Consider the following 20,230-nt stretch of genomic DNA (forward strand, 5'->3'; position numbering starts at 1 on the left):
TTCCATACTGATCACCCTGTGTTCTCCTGCTCAAAAATTGAGCAGAAGCAGTTGAACACCTGGGTCAGTTTTCAGTCGGCAGAACAGCCTCTACTGGGTCAGTTTTCGGTCAGCGGCAACATAGAAGCTTCTATCCATGAGCAGAGCTTTATCTGGAGTACACGCAAACTAATACTTCGCGCGGTACTGGCGGAACACGCGGAACCACTCGCAGCGGCAAGGTCTGTGGTGGTTCCGTGAGTTTTTATGCTGACGGAACCGACGGAACCTACAGACGGTCATGGACTTGGATTGAGAGCGGGTAGTTCCTCTATTGGTACCAAGTGATATAGCCAGAGAGACTGTCCATTCACCTTCACCTTTTTCGCGCGTTCCTTAACGCTCCGCTGAGCAATCCAGCCGGCCGTGTCTAGCGCAGTGAGAACTCGTTTCATTTCATAGCCAGGCACTGCGCGGCGCAGGCCTTCCGAAGTGAGCAGCCACATGCGGGTGTTCCCATCATCCCGCCACCAGCCAGCGCGATCCCTGACCACAGCATCACTTCCAATGGCAGAAAACAACGCATCTCCGTGACGACTAAGGAAATCAGCTAGGCTGCGCAGGATTTTGGTGTCCTCACTCAAACCATGTCCTCGGCCCGCGCGCCAAGACTCGAATAGTTCAAGCATTGCAGCCTGCGCTGTTCCGCAGGGCGCAGGCAAAATACTCCACCGTATGGCCAGTTCACCAGCCAGTGCCAGCAGAGCAAAACGCTCTGCCGCTCGGCCCTCCTGACCACTGCTGTGGGGGTACTGAGCAACCAACGCCGCAGACATTGCGTGCAGGCCATCAACCTCGCCTGACTCCAGTAATCGACTAATAAATAGCGGACCAGCGTGCCCATAATGTGTAACGCTGGCTTTCTGCAATGTATCGGAAAATTCCCGACCTCCAGGCAGGCCATGTAGGTCATCCCACGCGCCGAATGTGCGTTGTGCTGGTATATCCAGTAAGCGAATTTCCTGGCCGGCTCGGCTGAGTTGACCTCCTTCAGCCATGTGAGCCGACAGCCCCAACTCACCGGAGGAAAATACAACTACCCGCCATCGTCTGGTCGCACGGGCTGCACCAGTTCGATTTGCCCTAGCCTTTCCTACACCATTTGCCAGGGCGTAAACCACTGCCCCTATCTCTTGGGGGTCAGCCTCTCCGATTTCGTCCAGTGCCAGTAATGTGTCATTACGTTGTGCAGCGATGCCCTCTAGGCCATTGCCCGTGGCGCGCCACGATCGTTTAAATTGCTCACCATTACCCCATACCGAAGCTGCAGCCTGAATAACAGTGCTTTTCCCGGTCGAGCTGTCGCCAACAATATGAAAGCCTCCGCTTTGACGATTCAGGTGGTATAGCAATGGTCCGGCCATCGCGGCGCACACACCTAGCATCAACAGCGGGTTGCCGTCGCAGCGAGCACCAATCTCCGTTTGCCAGCTTTGCAGCGTGCCGGACTGGCGGAAATCCTCAAAATTTGCTGCCTCGCTTTGGTACATGGCATCGCCTTGTCCAATGTTTTGTCGAGGCATTACAAACAGCGTGGATGAATGCCAACCGGTAGCGGACGCCGTAATGACCTCGCGCTGCGGATGCTGGCTCTGAATGTAGCGGTTCAGTATTCGAAATGCGTCCGGATCAATTTCCACCCCCATATCAAGAAGTTCTCCGCGCAACTCCTCTCCACCCCCTTTGAGTAAACGCATCGGCATGACCCATTCACGCCAGCGCCCTAGACTAGTGCGAAAGCGCAGGAGGCGGCCGAACTCGCCACCGTCACAATTAGTGATTGCATCAACATGCAGCGGTGAGCAAATCCAGCGATTGCGGGGCGCCGTGTCTTCATTACTATCGCGAGATTCATGTAACCAAACTCCGGGCAGATAGGTCCTCGATGGACACCTCGCAGGATGATCGTAAACCTGAAATCCCGGTCGCTTCGGTTCTGGATGCAGCGCCGCTGGGATAAGGGTTAACTTTTCACCTGGAGCGGTTCCGTCGGTTCCGTCAGTGACTTCGGTCACGGAACCAACGAAGGAGGCCTGGGTGCTAACGGTTCCGCGGGTGCTGTCAGTTCCGCCATTGGGCTGGAATACGTCGTTATTGTCCTGGACCCCGCTCATATGCAGGCCGCCTGCCACTGGCGCAGATCGTTAAAGTCGGTCAGGTGGAGCGGTGCATCCACAGGCCAGGGTGGCAGGATCAACCCGCAGCCGAGTTGCTGGGCCGCGATGTGGGCGAATCTACGGCCAGGGTTCCCCTCCGTCAGGCGGTCATCATCGCCGGCTACTATCAAGTGGCTATTCGGGTGCCGGCTTCGTAAATGAAGCCCGGCTTCAAGTAAATTGTTCGCCGACATCGCGCAGGCCACAGCAGCGCCAGTTGCGGCGTGGAGAGTGCTGCCTGTGGCCCAGCCCTCACAGATATACAGCGGTTCTCCAGCCGCAATTGTGCCCAGTAATGCGGCGGCTCCTTTGGTTCTACCGCCCCCCAAAAACCGCTTGTCACCATTCAGCCCTATGCGTTGCATACTGACTATCTCACCTGCGTGATACAGCGGCACTAGCAACCATTCGTCACACTGACGCAGCCCCGTTGGGGGGCAGCCCTTTGCAACGAGGTAGGGGTGCTGTGGGTCAGCGCTATCAGCTCCATCCCATAGCTGACGGGCAGATGCAGCAGCTGTCGCCTGGCGCTGCAGCAACTCGGTATCTCGCTGTAAGCGGGCCTGATCAATACGCTGGCGAATCAAATTTGACTCAAGGGGATCGCCAGTCGTTCTGCTGCTCCAGTACGTAGTCACGCCAGTTTTCCAGCTGCCGAAACACCCTGCAGAAACGTCTCCACTGAACACCAGGTACCACCCATTACGAGAGCCGGGTTTGTCGCCAGGAGCGTGGAACCGGTGGATGCCGCCATCTGCTATGGGCCACCAGTCGAGGGGGCCAAATACGGACTGTAGGGCGGTGTGAAAGCCGTGCAAATTTGTGCTGAGTCTGCGCATTTACTTGGCCTCGCGCTTAGCAATTCTGGTCTCAATCCACTGAATTATTTCGCTGAGGACGAACCCCACGGGTGCACCTCGAGCGGTGCTGTCGCTGAGCGGAAATCGCTTTGGAAACGTTGGGTCAGTTTTCAATTTTTTATATATCGTTGCGGGCCGAAGAGCGGTTAATCGCGCAACTTCTTTCATTCGTATAACGCATACTTTCTGGGTCATGTGTAGCCTCTAATATTGAGTGGAGTTGATCTGGATGGCTGCGCGCAAACAAATTAAAAGACTAAAAAAGCAGGCTAGGCAAGCGCTATTTTTAACTTTTCTTAATTAATTAATTGGTGTGTTTTACTATCGCAATTGCTTAATTAAATAATATGTTGTGCTATCGCAATTGCTAAAGCATACGCGGCCTGCGGCGCTATTCATCGTGACTTTTCAGTAATCGCTTAGCCGAATTTCTTATGAGTTAAATAATTTGACCAATTCTAAATTGTTGGTACATGCTGCCTGCAGATAGCCAGTGGAAAGCAAGACTTTTGGTATGAAAATACTCTCAAATAAATAAATGCTTTTATATATACAACTGCATAACAAGGCGTCTTGTTAAGTCTCAGGATTGTCGGTAAGTCGAAGAGCGTCATGCTGGCTAAGCTGAGAATTATTTACCCATTTTTGGTGGCCAGAATGGCGGCCAAAAATGGGGGGGTAAGCAATATTTATGCGGTAGTTGCGGCTTTCGGAGCGCAGCGTAGATAACGGCGCAATCGGGGTAAGCAGGGGAATTTATGAGGCGACCAGATAAAAAATCAGACAGCTCAGCAAAGAGTCCTGAGACAGCCGCAGCGCCGTCAGATCGGGGAGCACTCCGAGCAATCGCCAAGCCGATCTTGGACCGCTACAACGGTCTAGCCGAGTCAACCAAAGCGGAATATCGTCAAATTATGCTGCGCCTTGATGGTGCTCACTGGCACGATTACGCGACCGCTAGACAGCTACGCAACCCATCTGCGGTGAGGGCAGCCTGGCGTGTATTTATGGCGCATTGGTTGTCCGAGGCATTACGCGAATCAGAGCACGCCCCCACCGCCGAGGCTCGCGCAGCAGCACGAGTGCTGGCTAGAAACTATGCAGCTCAACTACTGACTCAAGAGCAATACAATCTCCCCCAAAAGCCACAGATAAACTCAAAAGCCAAGCGCGGTTCACTGGCGGGGTTGCCGACCAACTGGCGTGAACTGTTAGTTGGAACGATTCCTGTTAAACATCGTAACCACTGCATGATATTGGCGCTCTGCGGTGCCAGGCCTGAGGAAATGGGAAAACCTGTTGAGCTTCTAGCCCTGCCAGACGGCACCTTGGAAGTTCTAATCAAAGGCGCCAAGGTAAGCGAACATACGAATGCCGGCCAAGAATGGCGACGTCTGACCCTGCGCGGTGGGCTTGCCGAACAACTTCGCCAAGCTGTTGTGCACAGGGGCGGCCATATTGTCGTGGAACCTAAGCAGGGGCTTGGCCTCCAAAAAGCCATTGCTGCAGCCGCGCAGAAACTGGGCTTTCAAGGGGTTAGTGCGTACAGCATGAGACACGCATTTGCGGCAGATTTAAAAGCGCAAAAAGCCGATCCTGACGCAATCTCTCTGGCGCTAGGTCATGTCAGTCGTGCAAGCAAAAGTCGGTACGGTTCTGCGCGAAATGGTCGCGCAGGGAGAACCATTTTGCTGGCAGTAGAGGCAGATAGAGCTCTGCGCGGTGAGGTGCGAGACCCGAAGTTACTTTTTGTCGATCAGCCGTCTTTTGTAAAAACTAAACGTCGATAATTCTTGGGCGTGGCGTAGGCCGCGCACGGAGCCTTAGCATCATCCGAAACTCGGATGATGAGCCAGCCCCGACTGCGCTCAAGCAAACTCATGACCGCCACCAAGACCGCGGCATAAGCCGCTGATGAGGTAACCCCCATGACCCAACGCCTACAACCCGTCATCGACCTGAACTACGGCGAGCAGGAAGTGCTGCAGCGAGTGCTGGCCGAGCCTCAGAAAATCGCAAACGCCTTGGCGCCAGACGACGCCCGTGAAAACTCGCGGATTGTTGGCGTTCTGCAGGAGCTCGCCGAAGCCTTTGCTGAGGTCTTTTTCCCTGTTGTCGAGCAGCTTCCCGATCTCGAACAGACCCAGCAAGACCTAGACATGAGTCGTTGATTGAGCAGCTCAACCACCTCTAGTAGGCTGCCTTGGAGCGCATGGCGCGCCCCAGGGCAGCGCCTTCTTCTGTGCCCCAATCCTGGAGGGCATCATGCCCAAATTCCTGATCGAACCGGACGACTTACCCTCGGCCACCCTCGAACTACTGACGTCAATCAGCGCCGGACGCGGCTGGCTCGATCTGGTTAAAAAAGCTTTGGCGATCTCCGCCGGCGAGCCGATCCTGTCGATCAAGGAGAAGGCTGGCACCCTCACCGTTCAGATATTGACGAAAGACCTCGCCAAGCTGCAGCTGCTCGACGCCCTGCGCGAGGCCTCGGCCTCGATCTGCGAAATCTGCGGCGAATTGGGCACGCTGACCCACCACCAGACCCGGTGCGTGGATCACGCAGGCTGGCGAACTTCACCCCCGTTCCCGCCCGAACAGCGTGGTTATATCGAGGTCTGCGAGAGGGCTGAAGCCGAGCCTGTCGGCCTCGAATTCGGTTCGGTTGAGTCAGACCTACTGACCCGTGAGCTGGCCCGCCACAACGCGCTGTTGGCGCTCGACAACCCGACCACGCGGGAGCAGGCGACCCAAGACCTTCTGCGTGTCTGGCGTGCTGACCGAGACTACCCACTGGGTCCAGCGGCAGGCCTAACTGCCGAGGAAATCGGCGTCCAAGTGCCAGCCACCGTCGAGGGAGGCGCCCTGGTGCGGTTTTCTGAAATTCCAGAACCTTGGGCAACCCGGTTCCAGGTGGCGAACCTCGGCGCAACCCACGCCCTAGACGGCTACTACTCCCGCGACTGGGAAAAATTCCTAGAACGCTGCCCAGCCGAAGACGAGAAAATCGAGGACTTGGTCGAGCGGGAACTCGAACGCGCAATCAGCAATGGCTTTCGCCAGGCCGTCGCGAGTGGCAGGGTCAAGCGCGCCGAACGGGGTGTCGATGACGCTGATTTGGCGGAGTTTGTGCGCGTCCAGGTCGAGAAAGGCCGCTGGCCGGAAGGCGATTTGCTGGAAGCGTTCCGCGTCTGGCGAGACCAGAAAAATACGTCGAACGCCGCTTACCTGTGAGAAGTTTTTATGCGTATCCATCTGTTGTCCGACCTGCATAACGAGTTCAGTCCGTTCATTCCAGAGCCTCTGGACTGCGATGTGGCCATTCTGGCGGGCGACATTGACGTCAAAACTCGCGCTGTTGATTGGGCCAGGCAATCCTTCTCTGTCCCAGTGCTGTACGTGCCAGGCAACCACGAGTTTTATGGTGGCCACCTGACCCGTACCTTGGAAAAACTAAGGGCTGCTCAGGATGATCGCGTTCGCGTGTTGGATCGGGATGAAGTGATTCTGGCCGGCGTACGGTTTCTGGGCGCGACCATGTGGACGGATTTTGCGGCCACCGGAAACCCACCCATTGCCGCCTTCAGCGCCCAAAATGCCATGAACGATTTTCGGCAGATTAGAACGGCGAACTATCGCCGTATCCGGCCTGCCGATTTAGTTGAGCAGTCCGTGAAAACCCGCGATTGGCTGCGCACCAAATTGGCTGAGCCTTTTGATGGACGCACTGTAGTGATCACCCATCATGCCCCTACCTTGCGTTCGCTCCAGGATAGCCCCCATGCTAGGGGCCACATGGATGCCGCGTATGCCAACCGCTGGGAGGACCTCATGGGTGGTGATCAGCTCGCTCTGGCGCGAGCACCTCTCGCTCGACCAACTGCGCGAGCTGTTCCCTCAGGATCTGCGTGATCGGATCATCGGTGTGACACTGATCGCCGAGCGGATCGATGGTTGGCTGCCCGCCCGCCGCGAGGGCGAGATTCTGGATTGGCTTGAGAAATCAGGCAGGATCGACGAGCTGTGGCTCGCCCTGGACGATGCCGGCTGGCAGTTCACCAGGCACAGGGACCGGCTGATCGAATGCGTTTTCTATGATGGGCTGGATGATCGGATCGAGGCGCTGCTGCGCCAGATGCTGGCGGCCGGAAGCTGAAAATACGTCGAACGCCGACGCAACTCTCATCACCTCCTTCCCATGGACGGTGCTAAAAATGGTGTAATTCTCTGAGCCAGACCTGAACCCCTCGCTCTTACAAATTGTAACCTTTGGCCTGAAACACTACACCCATACCAGATATGAAATCCAAGGCCTGCTCACCAGGCAGGTCGTAATTACCACCGAAGCGCGGACCTGCAGCAGTACCAACACGGTAGCCTTCCGACTCATTCCAGTGTATCGCTATCACCGCGTTACGATCGATCACGTGACACGCAGAGGTTACAGGCTTAACGACACCGTTAGCCGGGTTGCAGCCCGTCCACGCCTTCTTTTTGCCGTCCACGAAGACGCTGACTATCTGTATGCCCTGATCGTCCTTTATTTCCAGCTTCCAGGCGCTTCGCGCGCTCCTCAGGCGATAGCTTGGTCACGGCTCCATCCCCATCGCAAAGTCCATCTCGATCTGCGGCAGCTCAGGCTCCTGCCGTGCCCGGCGCATATACAGATCGAGCGCCTCACCCTCGATCAGTCGCCAGCCGCGCCCGGTTTCAGGTGTGTACGCCTCTGTCCCCATCAGCCAGTTGGCCCACTGGATCATCACGCCGCCCACCGTCACCGGAAATGCCTTCTCGGCCTCGGGGTGTTTCAGGATGACGGCATGGGTCGGTCGCCCGGTTCTCAGCATGGCAGTGGTCACCCAGGCGGCGTACGGCTGATAGTCCGCAAGCAGAGCCTGACGCACGGTCTCAACGAACGCCTGCCGATGATCACCTGTGCGGGCGTGAGCCTCGTAGTAGATCGAGGCTACGTGAGCCAGGCATTCGGAGTCTGCTTGTTTAAAAACACGGCTTATCATGAGCGTCCTCACAGCTGATACCCTATTGCCCCACTAGCGCTAAACCACCTTGCCGAACTGGCCTTGCATCACGTTGCCGGCTGCTAGTTTGTCTAGGTGGTCGGCATACCATTGCATCATGGTCGTGCGCTGCTCCAAGTATTGGGCTTTATTGCAGATGCCGGATATGCCTTCTTCCTTGTGGGCCAATTGCGCTTCGATATGATCCTTGGGCCAACCGTTTTCACGCAGCAGGGTGCTGGCCGTGTGGCGGGTGCCGTGGCCGACCAAGCGTCCCTTGTAACCAATGCCGGCAAACACCTTGTTGATGGTGTTTTCACTGATGGTCGGGTTCTTCGGGCCGACACCGGGGAACAGCCAGCGATTGCGTCCGGTTAGCTGGTGGAGTTCGCGAAGGGCATCAATGGCTTGGCGGGGGAGGGGTGCCACGTGATCCCGGCGCATTTTCATTTTGCCCGCTGGTGTCGTCCAAGTGCCGGCATCGAGGTCTATTTCCTTCCACTCGGCCAGGCGCACCATGCCGGGCCGTGATGCCGTCCAGATACAGAGCCAAGCGGCGGTCTTGGCCGTCAGGCGGCTGGTGGTGGTTTTCAGTGCTCTAAGGAACTCCGGTAACTCGGGTTCCAGTAGGTGAGGGTGTTGCTGGGTCTTGGGTGCTGGGGCGGCGATATCGCGCAGCCTGCTGGCCGGGTCGTTTTCAGTAAGTCCCAGGCCGATGGCGCGGCCAAATATTTGATTGACCCAGGTGCGGCACTTCTCGGCCACGTTATGGGCAGCCCGTGCTTCGATTGAGGCTTGCAGGGCGGCGCAGTCGGTGCGGGTGATTTCATCCAGTGGCTTGTCACCTAGCGCCGGGAGTATGTCTTTATCCAGGTAGGTGCGGATTTTGCTGAGGGTGGAGTCGGCTAGGCCCTTGTCTACTTTGGCTTGCAGCCAGTCGTCAGCAGCTGCGCGGAATGTTCGGGTCTTGGCCGTTTCAATGGCGACCTTGGCGGCACGCTTTTGCTCCAGTGGGTCGATGCCATCACTGATGGTCTTGCGCAGATCGGCGGCTTTGCTTCGGGCCAGCTCCCCGCTGACTTCGGGGTAGCCCCCCAGTCCAAGCCATGCCCAGGTGCCGCTCGGCTTTTTGTAGCGCAATTGCCAGGATTTGCCGCCGTCAGCCTTCACTCTGAAATAAAGGCTGCTGCCATCTAGTTCCCGATATTCCTTGGTTTCGGCTTCCAGGCTGGTCAGTACGGTGTCAGCCAGCGGGCGCCGCTTTATCTCAGAGCGTTTCATGTCCTGTATCCCAAAGTTAGGGCTTTTCACAGGGATACAGGTGGGGATACACCGTGTCAAGGCATAGGCATAGACAGGGGGATATAGCCAGAAACAAGAAAGCCCGCACGGGGCGGGCTTTTCAGGTGGTTTCATAGACTGTCAGAGACAGGCTGAAACAGATAAATGGTGCCCCGAGGGAGACTCGAACTCCCACTCCTTTCGAAAACGGATTTTGAATCCGCCGCGTCTACCAATTCCGCCATCAGGGCAACAATGGGCGCGAAGTATAGGGAGGGAAAAGCCGTCGGTCAATCCACCTGCGTGGTCAGATTGCGCTATTTCCGCTAAACTTTGCGGCCCTGCAAAACGACCTCTTTATATGCGCGTTGCCGACTTTACCTTCGACTTGCCCGAAGCCCTGATTGCCCGTCACCCATTGCCTGATCGTAGCGCCAGCCGCCTGCTGACCCTGGATGGGACTACGGGTGCCTTGGCTCATCGTCATTTCCCGGATTTGCTGGAGTATCTGCGTCCGGGTGATCTGATGGTGTTTAACAATACCCGAGTGATTCCGGCGCGCTTGTTCGGCCAGAAAGCGTCCGGCGGCAAGTTGGAAGTGTTGGTCGAGCGGGTGCTGGATACGCGCCGGGTGCTGGCCCATGTGCGTTCGAGCAAATCGCCCAAGCCTGGTTCGACGATTATTCTTGATGGCGGTGCCGAGGCTGAAATGCTGGCGCGCCACGATGCCTTGTTTGAACTGCGCTTCAGTGAAGATGTCCTGCCGCTGCTGGAACGGGTCGGCCATATGCCGCTGCCGCCCTATATTGATCGCCCGGATGAAGACGCCGACCGCGAGCGCTATCAGACGGTGTACGCCGACCGCACGGGCGCCGTGGCGGCACCGACGGCGGGCCTGCATTTTGATCAGGCGTTGCTCGACGCGATCCGCGAGATGGGCGTGGAGACGGCCTTTGTCACCCTGCATGTCGGCGCTGGCACCTTTCAGCCGGTGCGCGTTGAGCGACTCGAAGACCATCACATGCACAGCGAATGGCTGGAGGTCGACGCTGCCGTGGTGGCTGCCGTCGCCGCTTGCCGGGCGCGGGGTGGGCGGGTGATTGCCGTGGGCACCACCAGCGTACGTTCGCTGGAGAGTGCCGCCCGCGATGGCGAGTTGAAGCCGTTCAGCGGTGATACCGATATCTTTCTTTATCCCGGGCGCCCCTTCCATGTGGTTGATGCCCTGGTGACCAACTTCCATTTGTCCGAGTCGACCCTGCTGATGCTGGTGTCGGCGTTTGCTGGTTACCCCGAGACCATGGTGGCGTACCGCGTCGCCATCGAGCAGGGTTATCGCTTTTTCAGTTACGGTGATGCCATGTTCATTACCCGCAATCCCGCCCCGCGTGGGCCCGAGGAACAGCTATGACGGGCAATTGCCGCATGTCTTTTGAACTCCTGGCCACCGATGGTCGGGCTCGGCGCGGGCGCCTGACCTTTCCCCGTGGCGTGGTGGAAACCCCGGCGTTTATGCCGGTGGGCACCTACGGCACGGTCAAGGGCATGCTGCCGCGCGACATCGAGGCGATTGGTGCGCAGATTATCCTCGGTAACACCTTTCACCTGTGGCTGCGTCCCGGTACTGAAGTGATCAAGCGGCACGGCGACCTGCATGACTTTATGCAGTGGCAAGGGCCGATCCTTACCGATTCCGGCGGTTTCCAGGTGTTCAGCCTGGGCGCGATGCGCAAGATCAAGGAGGAGGGCGTGACCTTCGCCTCGCCGGTGGACGGCGCCAAGGTGTTTATGGGCCCGGAAGAGTCGATGCAGGTGCAGCGCGATCTCGGCTCCGACATCGTGATGATCTTTGACGAATGCACGCCGTATCCGGCCGATGAGGATGTGGCACGCCGTTCCATGGAACTGTCGCTGCGTTGGGCCAAGCGCTCGAAGATCGCCCACGGCGACAACACGGCGGCGCTGTTTGGCATCGTTCAGGGCGGCATGCACCAGGACCTGCGCATGCGCTCGCTGGAAGGCTTGAATGAAATCGGCTTCGACGGTCTGGCCATTGGCGGCCTGTCGGTGGGTGAGCCGAAGGAAGAAATGATTCGCGTACTGGACTTCCTGCCACCGCAATTGCCGGCCGACAAACCCCGTTACCTGATGGGTGTGGGCAAGCCGGAAGATTTGGTTGAAGGTGTGCGCCGCGGCGTGGACATGTTCGATTGCGTGATGCCAACCCGCAACGCGCGTAACGGCCACCTGTTCGTCGACACCGGCGTGCTGAAAATCCGTAACGCGGTGCACAAGCATGACGACTCGAAGCTGGACCCGACCTGCGATTGCTACACCTGTCAGCACTTCTCCCGTGCGTATCTGCATCACCTGGATAAATGCGGCGAAATGCTGGGCAGTATGTTGAATACAATCCATAACTTGCGTCATTACCAGCGCCTGATGGCTGGTTTGCGCGAGGCTATTCAACAGGGTACATTGGCCGCCTTCGTGGATGCCTTCTATGCCCGTCGTGGCTTGCCAACGCCGCCGCTGGACTGATCCAGACCAAGCATTTAGACCCTACTTTTCACGTCTCTATAGAGGAGCGTTACATGAGCTTTCTGATTCCTGCTGCTTTTGCTGCTGATGCTGCCCCGGCTGCTGGCGCCCCTGCCGGTACCGGTTTTGAATGGGTGTTTCTGGTCGGCTTCCTGGTTATTTTCTACCTGATGATCTGGCGTCCCCAGGCCAAGCGCGCCAAAGAGCAGAAGAACCTGCTGGGTGGCTTGCAGAAGGGCGACGAAGTGGTCACCTCCGGCGGTATCGCGGGCAAGATTGTCAAGGTTTCTGACGACTTCGTGGTCATCGAAGTGTCTGACACCGTTGAGCTGAAGATCCAGAAGCTGGCCATCGCAGCGACCCTGCCCAAGGGCACGCTGAAAGCCATCTGAATTCAACACTATTAACATCGACGGGGCGCGCAATGCGCCCCGCGTCATAAGCGGGCGGCGTCATGCTGAATAAATACCCTCTGTGGAAATACCTGCTGATCCTCGCAGTGCTGGCGATCGGCTTTATCTATTCCGCACCGAATCTCTATCCTGACGATCCGGCCATTCAGGTCAGCGGTGCCAGCACGGCGTTGCAGATCAATCAGGCCGACCTTGATCGGGTTAGCAAGGCTCTGACGGACGCTGGTATCGGCGTCAAGTCGGCGAGCCTGGGTAAAGAGGGGAAGGCTGGCTTGCTGCGTTTGCAGGATAAAGCCGACCAACTGCCCGCCAAAGACGTGGTGCGTAAAGCCCTGGGCGATGATTATGTGGTGGCGCTGAACCTGGCACCGACCACGCCGCAATGGCTGCGCAACCTGGGCGCCAGCCCGATGAAACTGGGCCTGGACCTGTCCGGTGGTGTGCACTTCCTGCTGGAAGTGGACATGGACAAGGCCATCAATGCGCGCCTGAAAGTCTACGAAGGTGACGTCAAGAGCCTGTTGCGTAAAGAGCGTGTGCGCTATCGCAGCCTGCCGCAGCAAGATGTGGCTATTCAGCTCGGCTTCACCGATGAGGCAGCGCTGGAAAAGGCCCGTGCCCTGGTGCAGAAGAGCTTTACCGACTTCGCCTTGACCACCAGCGAGCGCAATGGCTTGCAGGTGCTGCGCCTGGAGATGACTCCGGCCAAGCTGCAGGAAATTCGCGAATACTCGATCAAGCAAAACCTGACTACCGTGCGTAACCGGGTTAACGAGCTGGGTGTGGCCGAGCCGCTGGTGCAGCGCCAGGGTGCCAACCGCATCGTGGTCGAGTTGCCGGGTGTGCAAGACACCGCCGAAGCCAAGCGTATTCTCGGCAAGACCGCCAACCTGGAATTCCGTCTGGCGGCTGATGCCGACGCCGGCAAGGCCAGCACCGAGTCGTTTGAATTCCGTGAGCCGGGCCGTCGTCCGGTGCCGCTGGAGCGTGGTCTGATCATCACAGGTGACCAGGTAACCGACGCCCAGGCGAGCTTCGACGAGAACGGCCGTCCGCAGGTGAACATCAACCTTGATGGTCACGGCGGCGAGCTGATGAGCCGCGCTACCCGCAGCAATGTTGGGCGCAGCATGGCGGTGATCTTTATCGAGCAGAAGCCACTGACCAAGTACGTCAAGCAGATGGTGGATGGCGTCGAAAAAGAAGTGCCGGTACAGACCTTTAAGGAAGAGAAGCTGATCATCAGCCTGGCGACCATCCAGTCGCCGCTGGGCAGTCAGTTCCGCATCACCGGCCTTGACGGCAAGGGCGAGTCCTCCGAGCTGGCCTTGCTGCTGCGCGCTGGTGGCCTGGCCGCACCGATGTACTTCGCGGAAGAACGCACCATCGGCCCAAGCCTGGGTGCGGAAAACATCCAGTTGGGCATCGAGGCTTCGCTGTGGGGCTTCCTGTTCGTCTCGATTTTCATCCTCCTGCTTTACCGTTTCTTCGGTGTGCTGGCGACCGTGGCCCTGGGCTTCAACATGGTCGTGCTGCTGGCGCTGATGTCGATGCTGGGTGCTACGCTGACCCTGCCGGGGATCGCCGGTATTGTGTTGACCATGGGTATGGCGGTGGACGCCAACGTGCTGATCTTCTCGCGGATTCGTGAAGAAATCGCCAATGGCATGTCGGTGCAGCGCGCCATCCATGAAGGCTTCGACCGGGCGCTGTCGGCCATCGTCGACGGCAACCTGACCACCTTGCTGGTCGGCGGCATTCTGTTTGCCATGGGCACCGGGCCGATCAAGGGCTTCGCGGTGACCATGTCGCTCGGCATCCTTACCTCAATGTTCACTGCGGTCATCGTGACCCGCGGCATGACCAACCTGATTTTTGGTGGTCGGGACTTCAAGAAGCTGTGGATCTAAAGGGGCGATGACAATGAAACCTGTAATCAATTTCATGGGCATTCGCCATGTGGCGTTTGCCGTGACCGTTCTCCTGACCCTGATTTCCCTGGGCAGTTTGGCGGTCAAAGGTCTGAACTTCGGCCTCGACTTTACTGGCGGTACCCTGATCGAGTTTGCCTACGAAAAGCCGGCGGACCTCAATAAGGTGCGTGAGCAACTGCGCGGCGCCGGTTATGAAGATGCCGTGGTGCAGAGCTTTGGCGCGACCACCGATGTGCTGGTGCGACTGGCTGGCGATGATCCGCAACTGGGTAACAAGATTGCTGCTGCTCTGCTTGAAGCCGATGCCAGCAACCCGGCAGCGGTCAAGCGCGTCGAGTTCGTGGGCCCGACCGTGGGTGAAGAGCTGCGTGACCAGGGTGGCCTGGGCATGTTGCTGGCCCTGGCCGGGATCATGGTCTACGTGGCATTCCGCTTTCAGTGGAAGTTCGGCTTTGGCGCCATCGTCTCGTTGATCCACGACGTAATCGTGACCCTCGGGGTGTTCTCCTTCTTCGAAATCCCTTTCGATCTCACCGTGCTGGCCGCAGTGCTGGCGATCATCGGTTACTCGCTGAACGACACCATCGTGGTCTTCGACCGGATTCGTGAGAACTTCCGTTTGCTGCGCAAGGCCGAGTTGATCGAGAACATCAACATCTCCACCACCCAGACCCTGCTGCGCACCATGGCGACGTCGATTTCGACCCTGCTGGCGATTGTGGCGCTGATGATCTTTGCCGGTGAAAACCTCTGGGGCTTCTCCCTGGCGCTGTTTATCGGTGTGTCGGCGGGTACTTACTCGTCGGTGTATATCGCCAGCATCCTGCTGATCTGGCTCAAGCTGACCCGCGACGACCTGATCCCGCCAGTAGTGGCCGAGGAAGTGGACGAGCGCCCTTAAACGCATCTGTGACGTCGCTCGCGGTTTAGGCAGGCGGCGGTTTGTGCACTGAACTGATTACAGGTATCGGCAGTCAAATGTCGGGAATGGGAGCGAATAGGCTCCCTCACACAGTTGTCAGGAGTCGGGCGTGAACAAATCAATGCTAGTGGGTGCGGTGCTAGGTGCGGTGGGTGTCACTGCGGGTGGTGCGGTGGCGACCTACAGCGTAATCAACAGTGCGCCGAAGTACGCCGAAGTTTTGGCGGTACAGCCGATCAAGGAGACCATCAAGACGCCGCGGCAAGTGTGTAAAGACGTGACGGTGACCAAGCAGAAGCCGGTGCAGGACCAGCACAAAATCGCCGGTACGCTGGTTGGCGCCCTGGCAGGTGGTCTGCTCGGTAATCAGATTGGTGGCGGCACCGGCAAGAAGGTCGCCACTGTGGCGGGCGCTGCCGCTGGCGGTTACGCCGGCAATCAGGTGCAGGGCAACATGCAGGCCAACGACACTTACACCACCACCGAGACTCGTTGCAGCACGGTGACCGATACCAGTGAAAACGTGGTCGGTTATGACGTGAAGTACCAGATTGGCGATAAGGTCAGCCAGGTACGCATGGACCGTGATCCGGGTACGCAAATCCCCTTGAGCAAGGAAGGCGAGCTGCTGCTGGTGCAGAAAGCGGCCGAGTAAGCGTCCGTCGTTCGATCAAGAAGCGCCCCGCGGGGCGCTTTTTTTATGCGCGTAGTAGCCAGCTATTACCCCGTGGAAGAGCAGCGGGTGAACAATGGGCTAACTGAATACACCCACGGGAGAGCGATCATGGCAGCGAAGAAGATTCTGATGGTAGTCGGCGACTATGTTGAAGACTACGAAGTGATGGTGCCCTTCCAGGCCTTGCAGATGGTCGGCCACAGTGTGCACGCGGTGTGTCCGGGGAAGTCGGCCGGGCAGAGTGTGCGCACCGCCATTCACGATTTTGAAGGCGAGCAGACCTACAGCGAAAAGCCGGGGCACAACTTTGCCCTGAATTTTGACTTCGCCGAGGTCAAGGCGGCTGACTACGATGCCTTGCTGATCCCCGGTGGTCGTGCGCCGGAATACCTGCGCCTGAATGCCGACGTGCTGGCCCTGGTGCAAGCTTTCGATGCCGCCGGCAAGCCGATTGCAGCTGTCTGCCACGGCGCCCAGTTGCTGGCGGCGGCGGGTGTGCTTAAAGGCCGTGAATGCAGCGCCTACCCGGCCTGTGGCCCGGAAGTGCAGTTGGCGGGCGGCCAGTATATGGACATCGGCGTCGATCAGGCCCATGTTCAAGGTAATCTGGTGACGGCGCCGGCTTGGCCTGCGCACCCTAACTGGCTGGCGGCCTTCCTCGGTCTGCTGGGTACCCAGATCAGTCTGTAAGCGTTTACTGGTAACCGTGGGCGCCATGTGCGTGGCGCCTGCGGTTATTCAAGGAGGCATCCATGTGCGAGCTGTATGTCAAAGCGGATCCGATTCTTTACGAGTCGCGCTCCCGCTCGTTGCGCATTCGTGGTGTGGTCACCACCTTGCGCCTGGAAAATCAGTTCTGGGACATCCTCGGCGAAATCGCCGCCGTCGATGGCATGACCACCAATCAGTTGATCACCAAACTGTATGACGAAGTCATGGATTACCGCGGTGAGGTGGTCAACTTCGCGTCTTTTCTGCGCGTCAGTTGCACGCGCTTTCTTGGCCAGCGCCGCGAGCGCCTGGGCGAGTTGAGCCTGGTGCCGGGGCGTGCACTGCCCTGAATGGCCGTTGCACTTGCACGTCTGCGGCCCATGGCGATAATCAGCCGCCACTTCTGGCGATGAATCGAGCGTGGGCGATGGGTAACGAATTACAGGTTGAGGATATTCAGCTGGGTGACGGCAAAGCCGTGGTCAAGGGCGCGTTGATCACCACCCAATACCGTGGCTGGCTTGAGGATGGCACGCCGTTCGACTCGTCCTTTGATCGCGGTAAACCGTTCCAGTGCGTGATCGGCACCGGTCGAGTGATCAAGGGCTGGGATATTGGGCTCATGGGCATGCAGGTTGGCGGCAAGCGCAAGCTTTGGGTGCCGTCCCATCTGGGCTACGGCGAACGCCAGTTCGGCGCCCACATCAAACCCCACTCCAATCTGATCTTTGAAATCGAACTGCTGGAAGTGCTGACGCGCGATGAGTGACCGGCGTCAGCCCTAGGGCCTAGGCTGGCGACCTCAGTCGTCGAAGTCGTGCCAGCCGCCCAGTTCCTTCCAGCGATTGACGATGCCGCAGAACAGCTCGGCAGTCTTCTCGGTGTCGTAACGGGCCGAGTGGGCTTCGCGGCCGTCGAAGTCCATGCCCGCCGCCTGGCAGGCTTTCGCCAAGACCGTCTGGCCATAGGCGAGGCCGGCCAGGGTGGCGGTGTCGAAGCTGGAGAACGGGTGGAACGGGTTGCGCTTGAGTTCGGTGCGCTCAACAGCAGCGTTGAGGAAGCCGAGATCGAAGCTGCTGTTGTGCCCGACCAGAATCGCGCGCTTGCAGCCGTTGGCCTTCAGCGCCTTGCGGATGCCACGGAAAATATCAGTCAGGGCGCTTTCTTCACTTACTGCCATGCGCAGCGGGTGATCGAGCTTGATGCCGGTGAAATCCAGTGCGGCCTGTTCGATGTTGGCGCCGGCAAACGGCTCAACACGAAAGAAATAGGTGTGGTCGGGGAACACGAAGCCCTTTTCGTCCATGCCGATGGTGGTCGCGGCAATTTCCAGCAGGGCGTCGGTGGCGCAGTTGAAACCGCCGGTTTCAACATCGACGACTACCGGCAGGTAACCGCGAAAGCGTTGGGCCATGGGGTGTCGTGCACCGCCGCCGCTACCGCCTTCATGTTCGTCGTCGTAGTGGTCTTCGCTCACGCAGTGTGCTCCAGCAGGCGCCAGCGCAGTTGTTCACCAGCGCGCAGCGGAATAACGGTTTGCTCGCCGAGCGGCAAGCTGGTCGGGGCGGTCCAGTCTTCACGGACCAAGGTGATGCGGTCGGTATTGCGCGGCAGGCCGTAGAAGTCCGGGCCATGCAGGCTGGCAAAGCCTTCCAGCTTGTCCAGCGCATTTCGCTGCTCGAAGGCCTCGGCATACAGTTCAATGGCCGCATAGGCGGTGTAGCAACCGGCGCAGCCGCAGGCGGCTTCCTTGGCGTGCAAGGCGTGGGGTGCCGAGTCGGTGCCGAGGAAAAACTTGCTGCTGCCGCTGGTGGCCGCATCCAGCAGGGCGTCCTGGTGGGTGTTGCGCTTGAGAATCGGCAGGCAATAGAAGTGCGGACGAATTCCGCCGACCAGCATGTGGTTGCGGTTGTAGAGTAGGTGATGGGCGGTGATGGTGGCGCCAACATTGGCCGAGGCACTGTTGACGAACTGCACCGCGTCGCCGGTGGTGATGTGTTCGAACACCACTTTCAGGCTTGGGAAGCGTTCTACGACGCGCACCAGGTGCTCATCGATAAAGGCTTTTTCGCGGTCGAACACGTCGATCTCGCTGCGCGTCACTTCGCCGTGCACCAGTAGCGGCAGGCCAACGTCGGCCATGGCTTCCAGCGCCGGGAAGATCTTGTCGATGCTGGTGACGCCCGAGTCCGAGTTGGTGGTGGCACCGGCCGGATACAGCTTGGCGGCATGCACAAAGCCCGAAGCCTTGGCGGCGCGCACGTCGGCGGCCGAGGTCAGGTCGGTGAGGTACAGCACCATCAGCGGCTGAAACTGGCTGCCGGCAGGCCGTGCGGCAAGGATGCGCTGGCGGTAGGCGTCGGCTTCGGCGGCGTTGCGTACCGGCGGCACCAGGTTGGGCATGATGATGGCGCGGCCAAAGGTGCGGGCCACATCGGCCACGGTATTGGCCAGCACGGCACCGTCGCGCAGGTGAATGTGCCAGTCGTCGGGACGCAGCAGGGTCAGGCGGTCAGACATGAAGGGGTTCCAGGCGGGTAAAACTGGTTGAACATGCTACCGGAAAAGCCCTGCGCCGGCACGCCGCTGTTTGTCTGAAAGCACCGTGGGACGGGAAAAAGTCGCCCCAGCGCTTAAGTTTTGCCGCGCTGCACCGATACTGAGAGGAATGCCGTAATCCCTTGTGGAGCCTGCTGTGCATCAGCGCTATTTCGTCCTGCTCAGTCTGCTCGTCAGCCTGCCAGCCACCGCCATTACCTTCCAGACGCGTCTGGAGGCGGTGCAGTGGACGGTGGCAGGGGATCAGTTCGAGTGTCGCTTGTCGCAGCCGATCAGCGATTTTGGCAGCGGTGAGTTTGTGCGCCGTGCGGGTGAGTCGGTGATTTTTCGTATCAATGGCCATGAGCACTGGCTAGGTAACGGCTCCGGCACCTTGCTGGCCGCGGCGGCGCCTTGGCAGCCGGGACGTGGAGATATCAACCTGGGTGCAGTGCGGGTGGCGGCTGGCCAGCCGGTCAGCAGCAATCAGTTGCAGGCTGGGCGCTTGCTCACCGGCTTGCTGGAAGGGCGCAGCCCGCTGGTGCGGATGCGCACCCAGCACGGCAACGATGCGCTGGAAGTGCGCGTCCTGCCGGTCAAGTTCGCCCAGGCTTACCGAGACTACCTTGGCTGCACGGCCAAGCTGCTGCCGGTCAATTTCGATCAGATCAAACAAGCGCAGATTGGTTTCCCGTCAGGGGTGGTGGTCGATGCGTTGGCCCAGGCCAAGCTGGACATCATTTTGCAATTCCTCAAGGCCGACCCGACGGTCAATCGCATCAACCTCGATGGCCACTCCGACAACAGCGGCAATCGCCTGAGCAATCGCGACCTGTCGCGCCGTCGAGCATTGGCGGTGATGGAGTACCTGAAGGCCAATGGCGTGCCCGAAGCGCAGATCACCCTGCGTTTTCACGGTGAACGCTATCCGCTGGTGCCAAATAACAACGAGGCCAATCGCGCCAAAAATCGCCGTGTGAGCCTGCAACTGGAGCGTGAGGCCGTGCAGGAAGCGCCGCCAGCCGCGGCTGCCAAGGGTGAGGCGGGCGCCACCTCCTGACGGCAGCAGACGGTCAGCAGTGCGGCACAAGCCGTCGCTTCGTCGTCATCGCGTGTCGCGCCCCTGTAAATAAGCTGTCGC

The 20,230-nt window shown here is 58.8% G+C and carries 24 protein-coding genes and 1 tRNA gene; 16 read left to right on the plus strand and 9 right to left on the minus strand.

Annotated elements, in window-relative coordinates:
* A partial coding sequence (locus AC56DI_RS08845; protein WP_496345840.1) for a hypothetical protein occupies positions 1 to 240 on the plus strand: 240 nt, incomplete at its 5' end.
* 38 nt (positions 241 to 278) lie between these two features.
* On the opposite strand, the gene AC56DI_RS08850 is transcribed toward AC56DI_RS08845, so the two are convergent.
* From AC56DI_RS08850 to AC56DI_RS08860, 3 genes are read right to left on the minus strand one after another with little or no spacing between them, the layout of a single operon-like run.
* Entirely contained in the window at positions 279 to 2,153 is a 1,875-nt protein-coding gene (locus AC56DI_RS08850; protein ID WP_496345841.1) for a DUF927 domain-containing protein, read from the minus strand.
* Positions 2,150 to 3,034: a toprim domain-containing protein gene (locus AC56DI_RS08855; RefSeq protein WP_496345842.1), complete on the minus strand. Its 885-nt coding sequence runs from the start codon at positions 3,032 to 3,034 to the stop codon at positions 2,150 to 2,152. The genes AC56DI_RS08850 and AC56DI_RS08855 overlap by 4 nt, the downstream gene beginning before the upstream one ends.
* The gene (locus AC56DI_RS08860) at positions 3,035 to 3,250 is read right to left on the minus strand and encodes a helix-turn-helix transcriptional regulator (RefSeq protein WP_496345843.1); all 216 of its coding nucleotides are present in this window, start codon (positions 3,248 to 3,250) and stop codon (positions 3,035 to 3,037) included.
* A 665-nt stretch (positions 3,251 to 3,915) separates the two neighbouring features.
* Here AC56DI_RS08860 and AC56DI_RS08865 point away from each other — a divergent pair.
* From AC56DI_RS08865 to AC56DI_RS08885, 5 genes are all read left to right on the plus strand, one after another.
* Positions 3,916 to 4,845 (plus strand): site-specific integrase, encoded by a 930-nt coding sequence (locus AC56DI_RS08865; protein ID WP_496345844.1) that lies wholly within the window; start codon positions 3,916 to 3,918, stop codon positions 4,843 to 4,845.
* A gap of 138 nt (positions 4,846 to 4,983) precedes the next feature.
* Complete coding sequence (locus AC56DI_RS08870; protein WP_496345845.1) at positions 4,984 to 5,226, plus strand: hypothetical protein; 243 nt, start codon at positions 4,984 to 4,986, stop codon at positions 5,224 to 5,226.
* A 94-nt stretch (positions 5,227 to 5,320) separates the two neighbouring features.
* Positions 5,321 to 6,289 carry a hypothetical protein gene (locus AC56DI_RS08875; protein ID WP_496345846.1) on the plus strand — a complete coding sequence of 323 codons (969 nt, stop codon included), beginning with the start codon at positions 5,321 to 5,323 and terminating at the stop codon, positions 6,287 to 6,289.
* Between the two features lie 9 nt (positions 6,290 to 6,298).
* The gene (locus AC56DI_RS08880; protein ID WP_496345847.1) at positions 6,299 to 6,967 is read left to right on the plus strand and encodes a metallophosphoesterase; all 669 of its coding nucleotides are present in this window, start codon (positions 6,299 to 6,301) and stop codon (positions 6,965 to 6,967) included.
* Positions 6,864 to 7,211 (plus strand): HAD domain-containing protein, encoded by a 348-nt coding sequence (locus AC56DI_RS08885; RefSeq protein ID WP_496345848.1) that lies wholly within the window; start codon positions 6,864 to 6,866, stop codon positions 7,209 to 7,211. The genes AC56DI_RS08880 and AC56DI_RS08885 overlap by 104 nt, the downstream gene beginning before the upstream one ends.
* A 97-nt stretch (positions 7,212 to 7,308) precedes the next feature.
* On the opposite strand, the gene AC56DI_RS08890 is transcribed toward AC56DI_RS08885, so the two are convergent.
* From AC56DI_RS08890 to AC56DI_RS08905, 4 genes are all read right to left on the minus strand, one after another.
* Positions 7,309 to 7,482: a hypothetical protein gene (locus AC56DI_RS08890; RefSeq protein ID WP_496345849.1), complete on the minus strand. Its 174-nt coding sequence runs from the start codon at positions 7,480 to 7,482 to the stop codon at positions 7,309 to 7,311.
* Between the two features lie 162 nt (positions 7,483 to 7,644).
* Positions 7,645 to 8,073 carry a hypothetical protein gene (locus tag AC56DI_RS08895; protein WP_496345850.1) on the minus strand — a complete coding sequence of 143 codons (429 nt, stop codon included), beginning with the start codon at positions 8,071 to 8,073 and terminating at the stop codon, positions 7,645 to 7,647.
* A 39-nt stretch (positions 8,074 to 8,112) separates the two neighbouring features.
* Entirely contained in the window at positions 8,113 to 9,354 is a 1,242-nt protein-coding gene (locus tag AC56DI_RS08900) for a tyrosine-type recombinase/integrase (protein WP_496345851.1), read from the minus strand.
* Between the two features lie 166 nt (positions 9,355 to 9,520).
* Positions 9,521 to 9,605, minus strand: a tRNA-Leu gene (locus AC56DI_RS08905).
* A 110-nt stretch (positions 9,606 to 9,715) separates the two neighbouring features.
* Between AC56DI_RS08905 and queA the strand changes: the two genes are divergently transcribed.
* The 9 genes from queA to AC56DI_RS08950 all read left to right on the plus strand — a co-directional run bounded on the left by queA (position 9,716) and on the right by AC56DI_RS08950 (position 17,320).
* A complete protein-coding gene (gene queA, locus AC56DI_RS08910; RefSeq protein ID WP_496345852.1) occupies positions 9,716 to 10,765 on the plus strand; it encodes a tRNA preQ1(34) S-adenosylmethionine ribosyltransferase-isomerase QueA in 1,050 nt (349 codons plus the stop codon).
* A gap of 14 nt (positions 10,766 to 10,779) precedes the next feature.
* Complete coding sequence (gene tgt / locus AC56DI_RS08915; protein ID WP_324518011.1) at positions 10,780 to 11,895, plus strand: tRNA guanosine(34) transglycosylase Tgt; 1,116 nt, start codon at positions 10,780 to 10,782, stop codon at positions 11,893 to 11,895.
* A gap of 53 nt (positions 11,896 to 11,948) precedes the next feature.
* Positions 11,949 to 12,287, plus strand: coding sequence for a preprotein translocase subunit YajC (gene yajC, locus AC56DI_RS08920; protein ID WP_422587635.1), 339 nt, complete (start codon positions 11,949 to 11,951; stop codon positions 12,285 to 12,287).
* Between the two features lie 62 nt (positions 12,288 to 12,349).
* Complete coding sequence (gene secD / locus AC56DI_RS08925) at positions 12,350 to 14,218, plus strand: protein translocase subunit SecD (protein WP_422587636.1); 1,869 nt, start codon at positions 12,350 to 12,352, stop codon at positions 14,216 to 14,218.
* A 13-nt stretch (positions 14,219 to 14,231) separates the two neighbouring features.
* A complete protein-coding gene (gene secF, locus AC56DI_RS08930) occupies positions 14,232 to 15,143 on the plus strand; it encodes a protein translocase subunit SecF (protein WP_422587637.1) in 912 nt (303 codons plus the stop codon).
* A gap of 130 nt (positions 15,144 to 15,273) precedes the next feature.
* Positions 15,274 to 15,819, plus strand: coding sequence for a glycine zipper 2TM domain-containing protein (locus AC56DI_RS08935; RefSeq protein ID WP_324518007.1), 546 nt, complete (start codon positions 15,274 to 15,276; stop codon positions 15,817 to 15,819).
* Between the two features lie 126 nt (positions 15,820 to 15,945).
* Positions 15,946 to 16,530, plus strand: coding sequence for a DJ-1/PfpI family protein (locus tag AC56DI_RS08940; RefSeq protein ID WP_324518157.1), 585 nt, complete (start codon positions 15,946 to 15,948; stop codon positions 16,528 to 16,530).
* A gap of 62 nt (positions 16,531 to 16,592) precedes the next feature.
* The gene (locus AC56DI_RS08945; protein WP_324518006.1) at positions 16,593 to 16,901 is read left to right on the plus strand and encodes a ribbon-helix-helix domain-containing protein; all 309 of its coding nucleotides are present in this window, start codon (positions 16,593 to 16,595) and stop codon (positions 16,899 to 16,901) included.
* A 77-nt stretch (positions 16,902 to 16,978) separates the two neighbouring features.
* Positions 16,979 to 17,320, plus strand: a complete 342-nt coding sequence (locus tag AC56DI_RS08950; protein WP_496345853.1) for an FKBP-type peptidyl-prolyl cis-trans isomerase — start codon at positions 16,979 to 16,981, stop codon at positions 17,318 to 17,320.
* Between the two features lie 33 nt (positions 17,321 to 17,353).
* On the opposite strand, the gene rnt is transcribed toward AC56DI_RS08950, so the two are convergent.
* Together rnt and pyrC are read right to left on the minus strand one after the other, a co-directional pair.
* Positions 17,354 to 18,028: a ribonuclease T gene (rnt, locus tag AC56DI_RS08955; RefSeq protein WP_324518004.1), complete on the minus strand. Its 675-nt coding sequence runs from the start codon at positions 18,026 to 18,028 to the stop codon at positions 17,354 to 17,356.
* The gene (pyrC, locus tag AC56DI_RS08960; RefSeq protein WP_324518003.1) at positions 18,025 to 19,071 is read right to left on the minus strand and encodes a dihydroorotase; all 1,047 of its coding nucleotides are present in this window, start codon (positions 19,069 to 19,071) and stop codon (positions 18,025 to 18,027) included. The genes rnt and pyrC overlap by 4 nt, the downstream gene beginning before the upstream one ends.
* Positions 19,072 to 19,246: 175 nt before the next feature.
* Here pyrC and AC56DI_RS08965 point away from each other — a divergent pair, with 175 nt between their 5' ends.
* On the plus strand, positions 19,247 to 20,149 hold the full coding sequence (locus AC56DI_RS08965) for a flagellar protein MotY (protein ID WP_496345854.1): 903 nt from the start codon (positions 19,247 to 19,249) through the stop codon (positions 20,147 to 20,149).
* Positions 20,150 to 20,230: the final 81 nt, after the last annotated feature.

The organism is Pseudomonas sp. BGA-UO-ETr-WB11 (assembly GCF_059567785.1).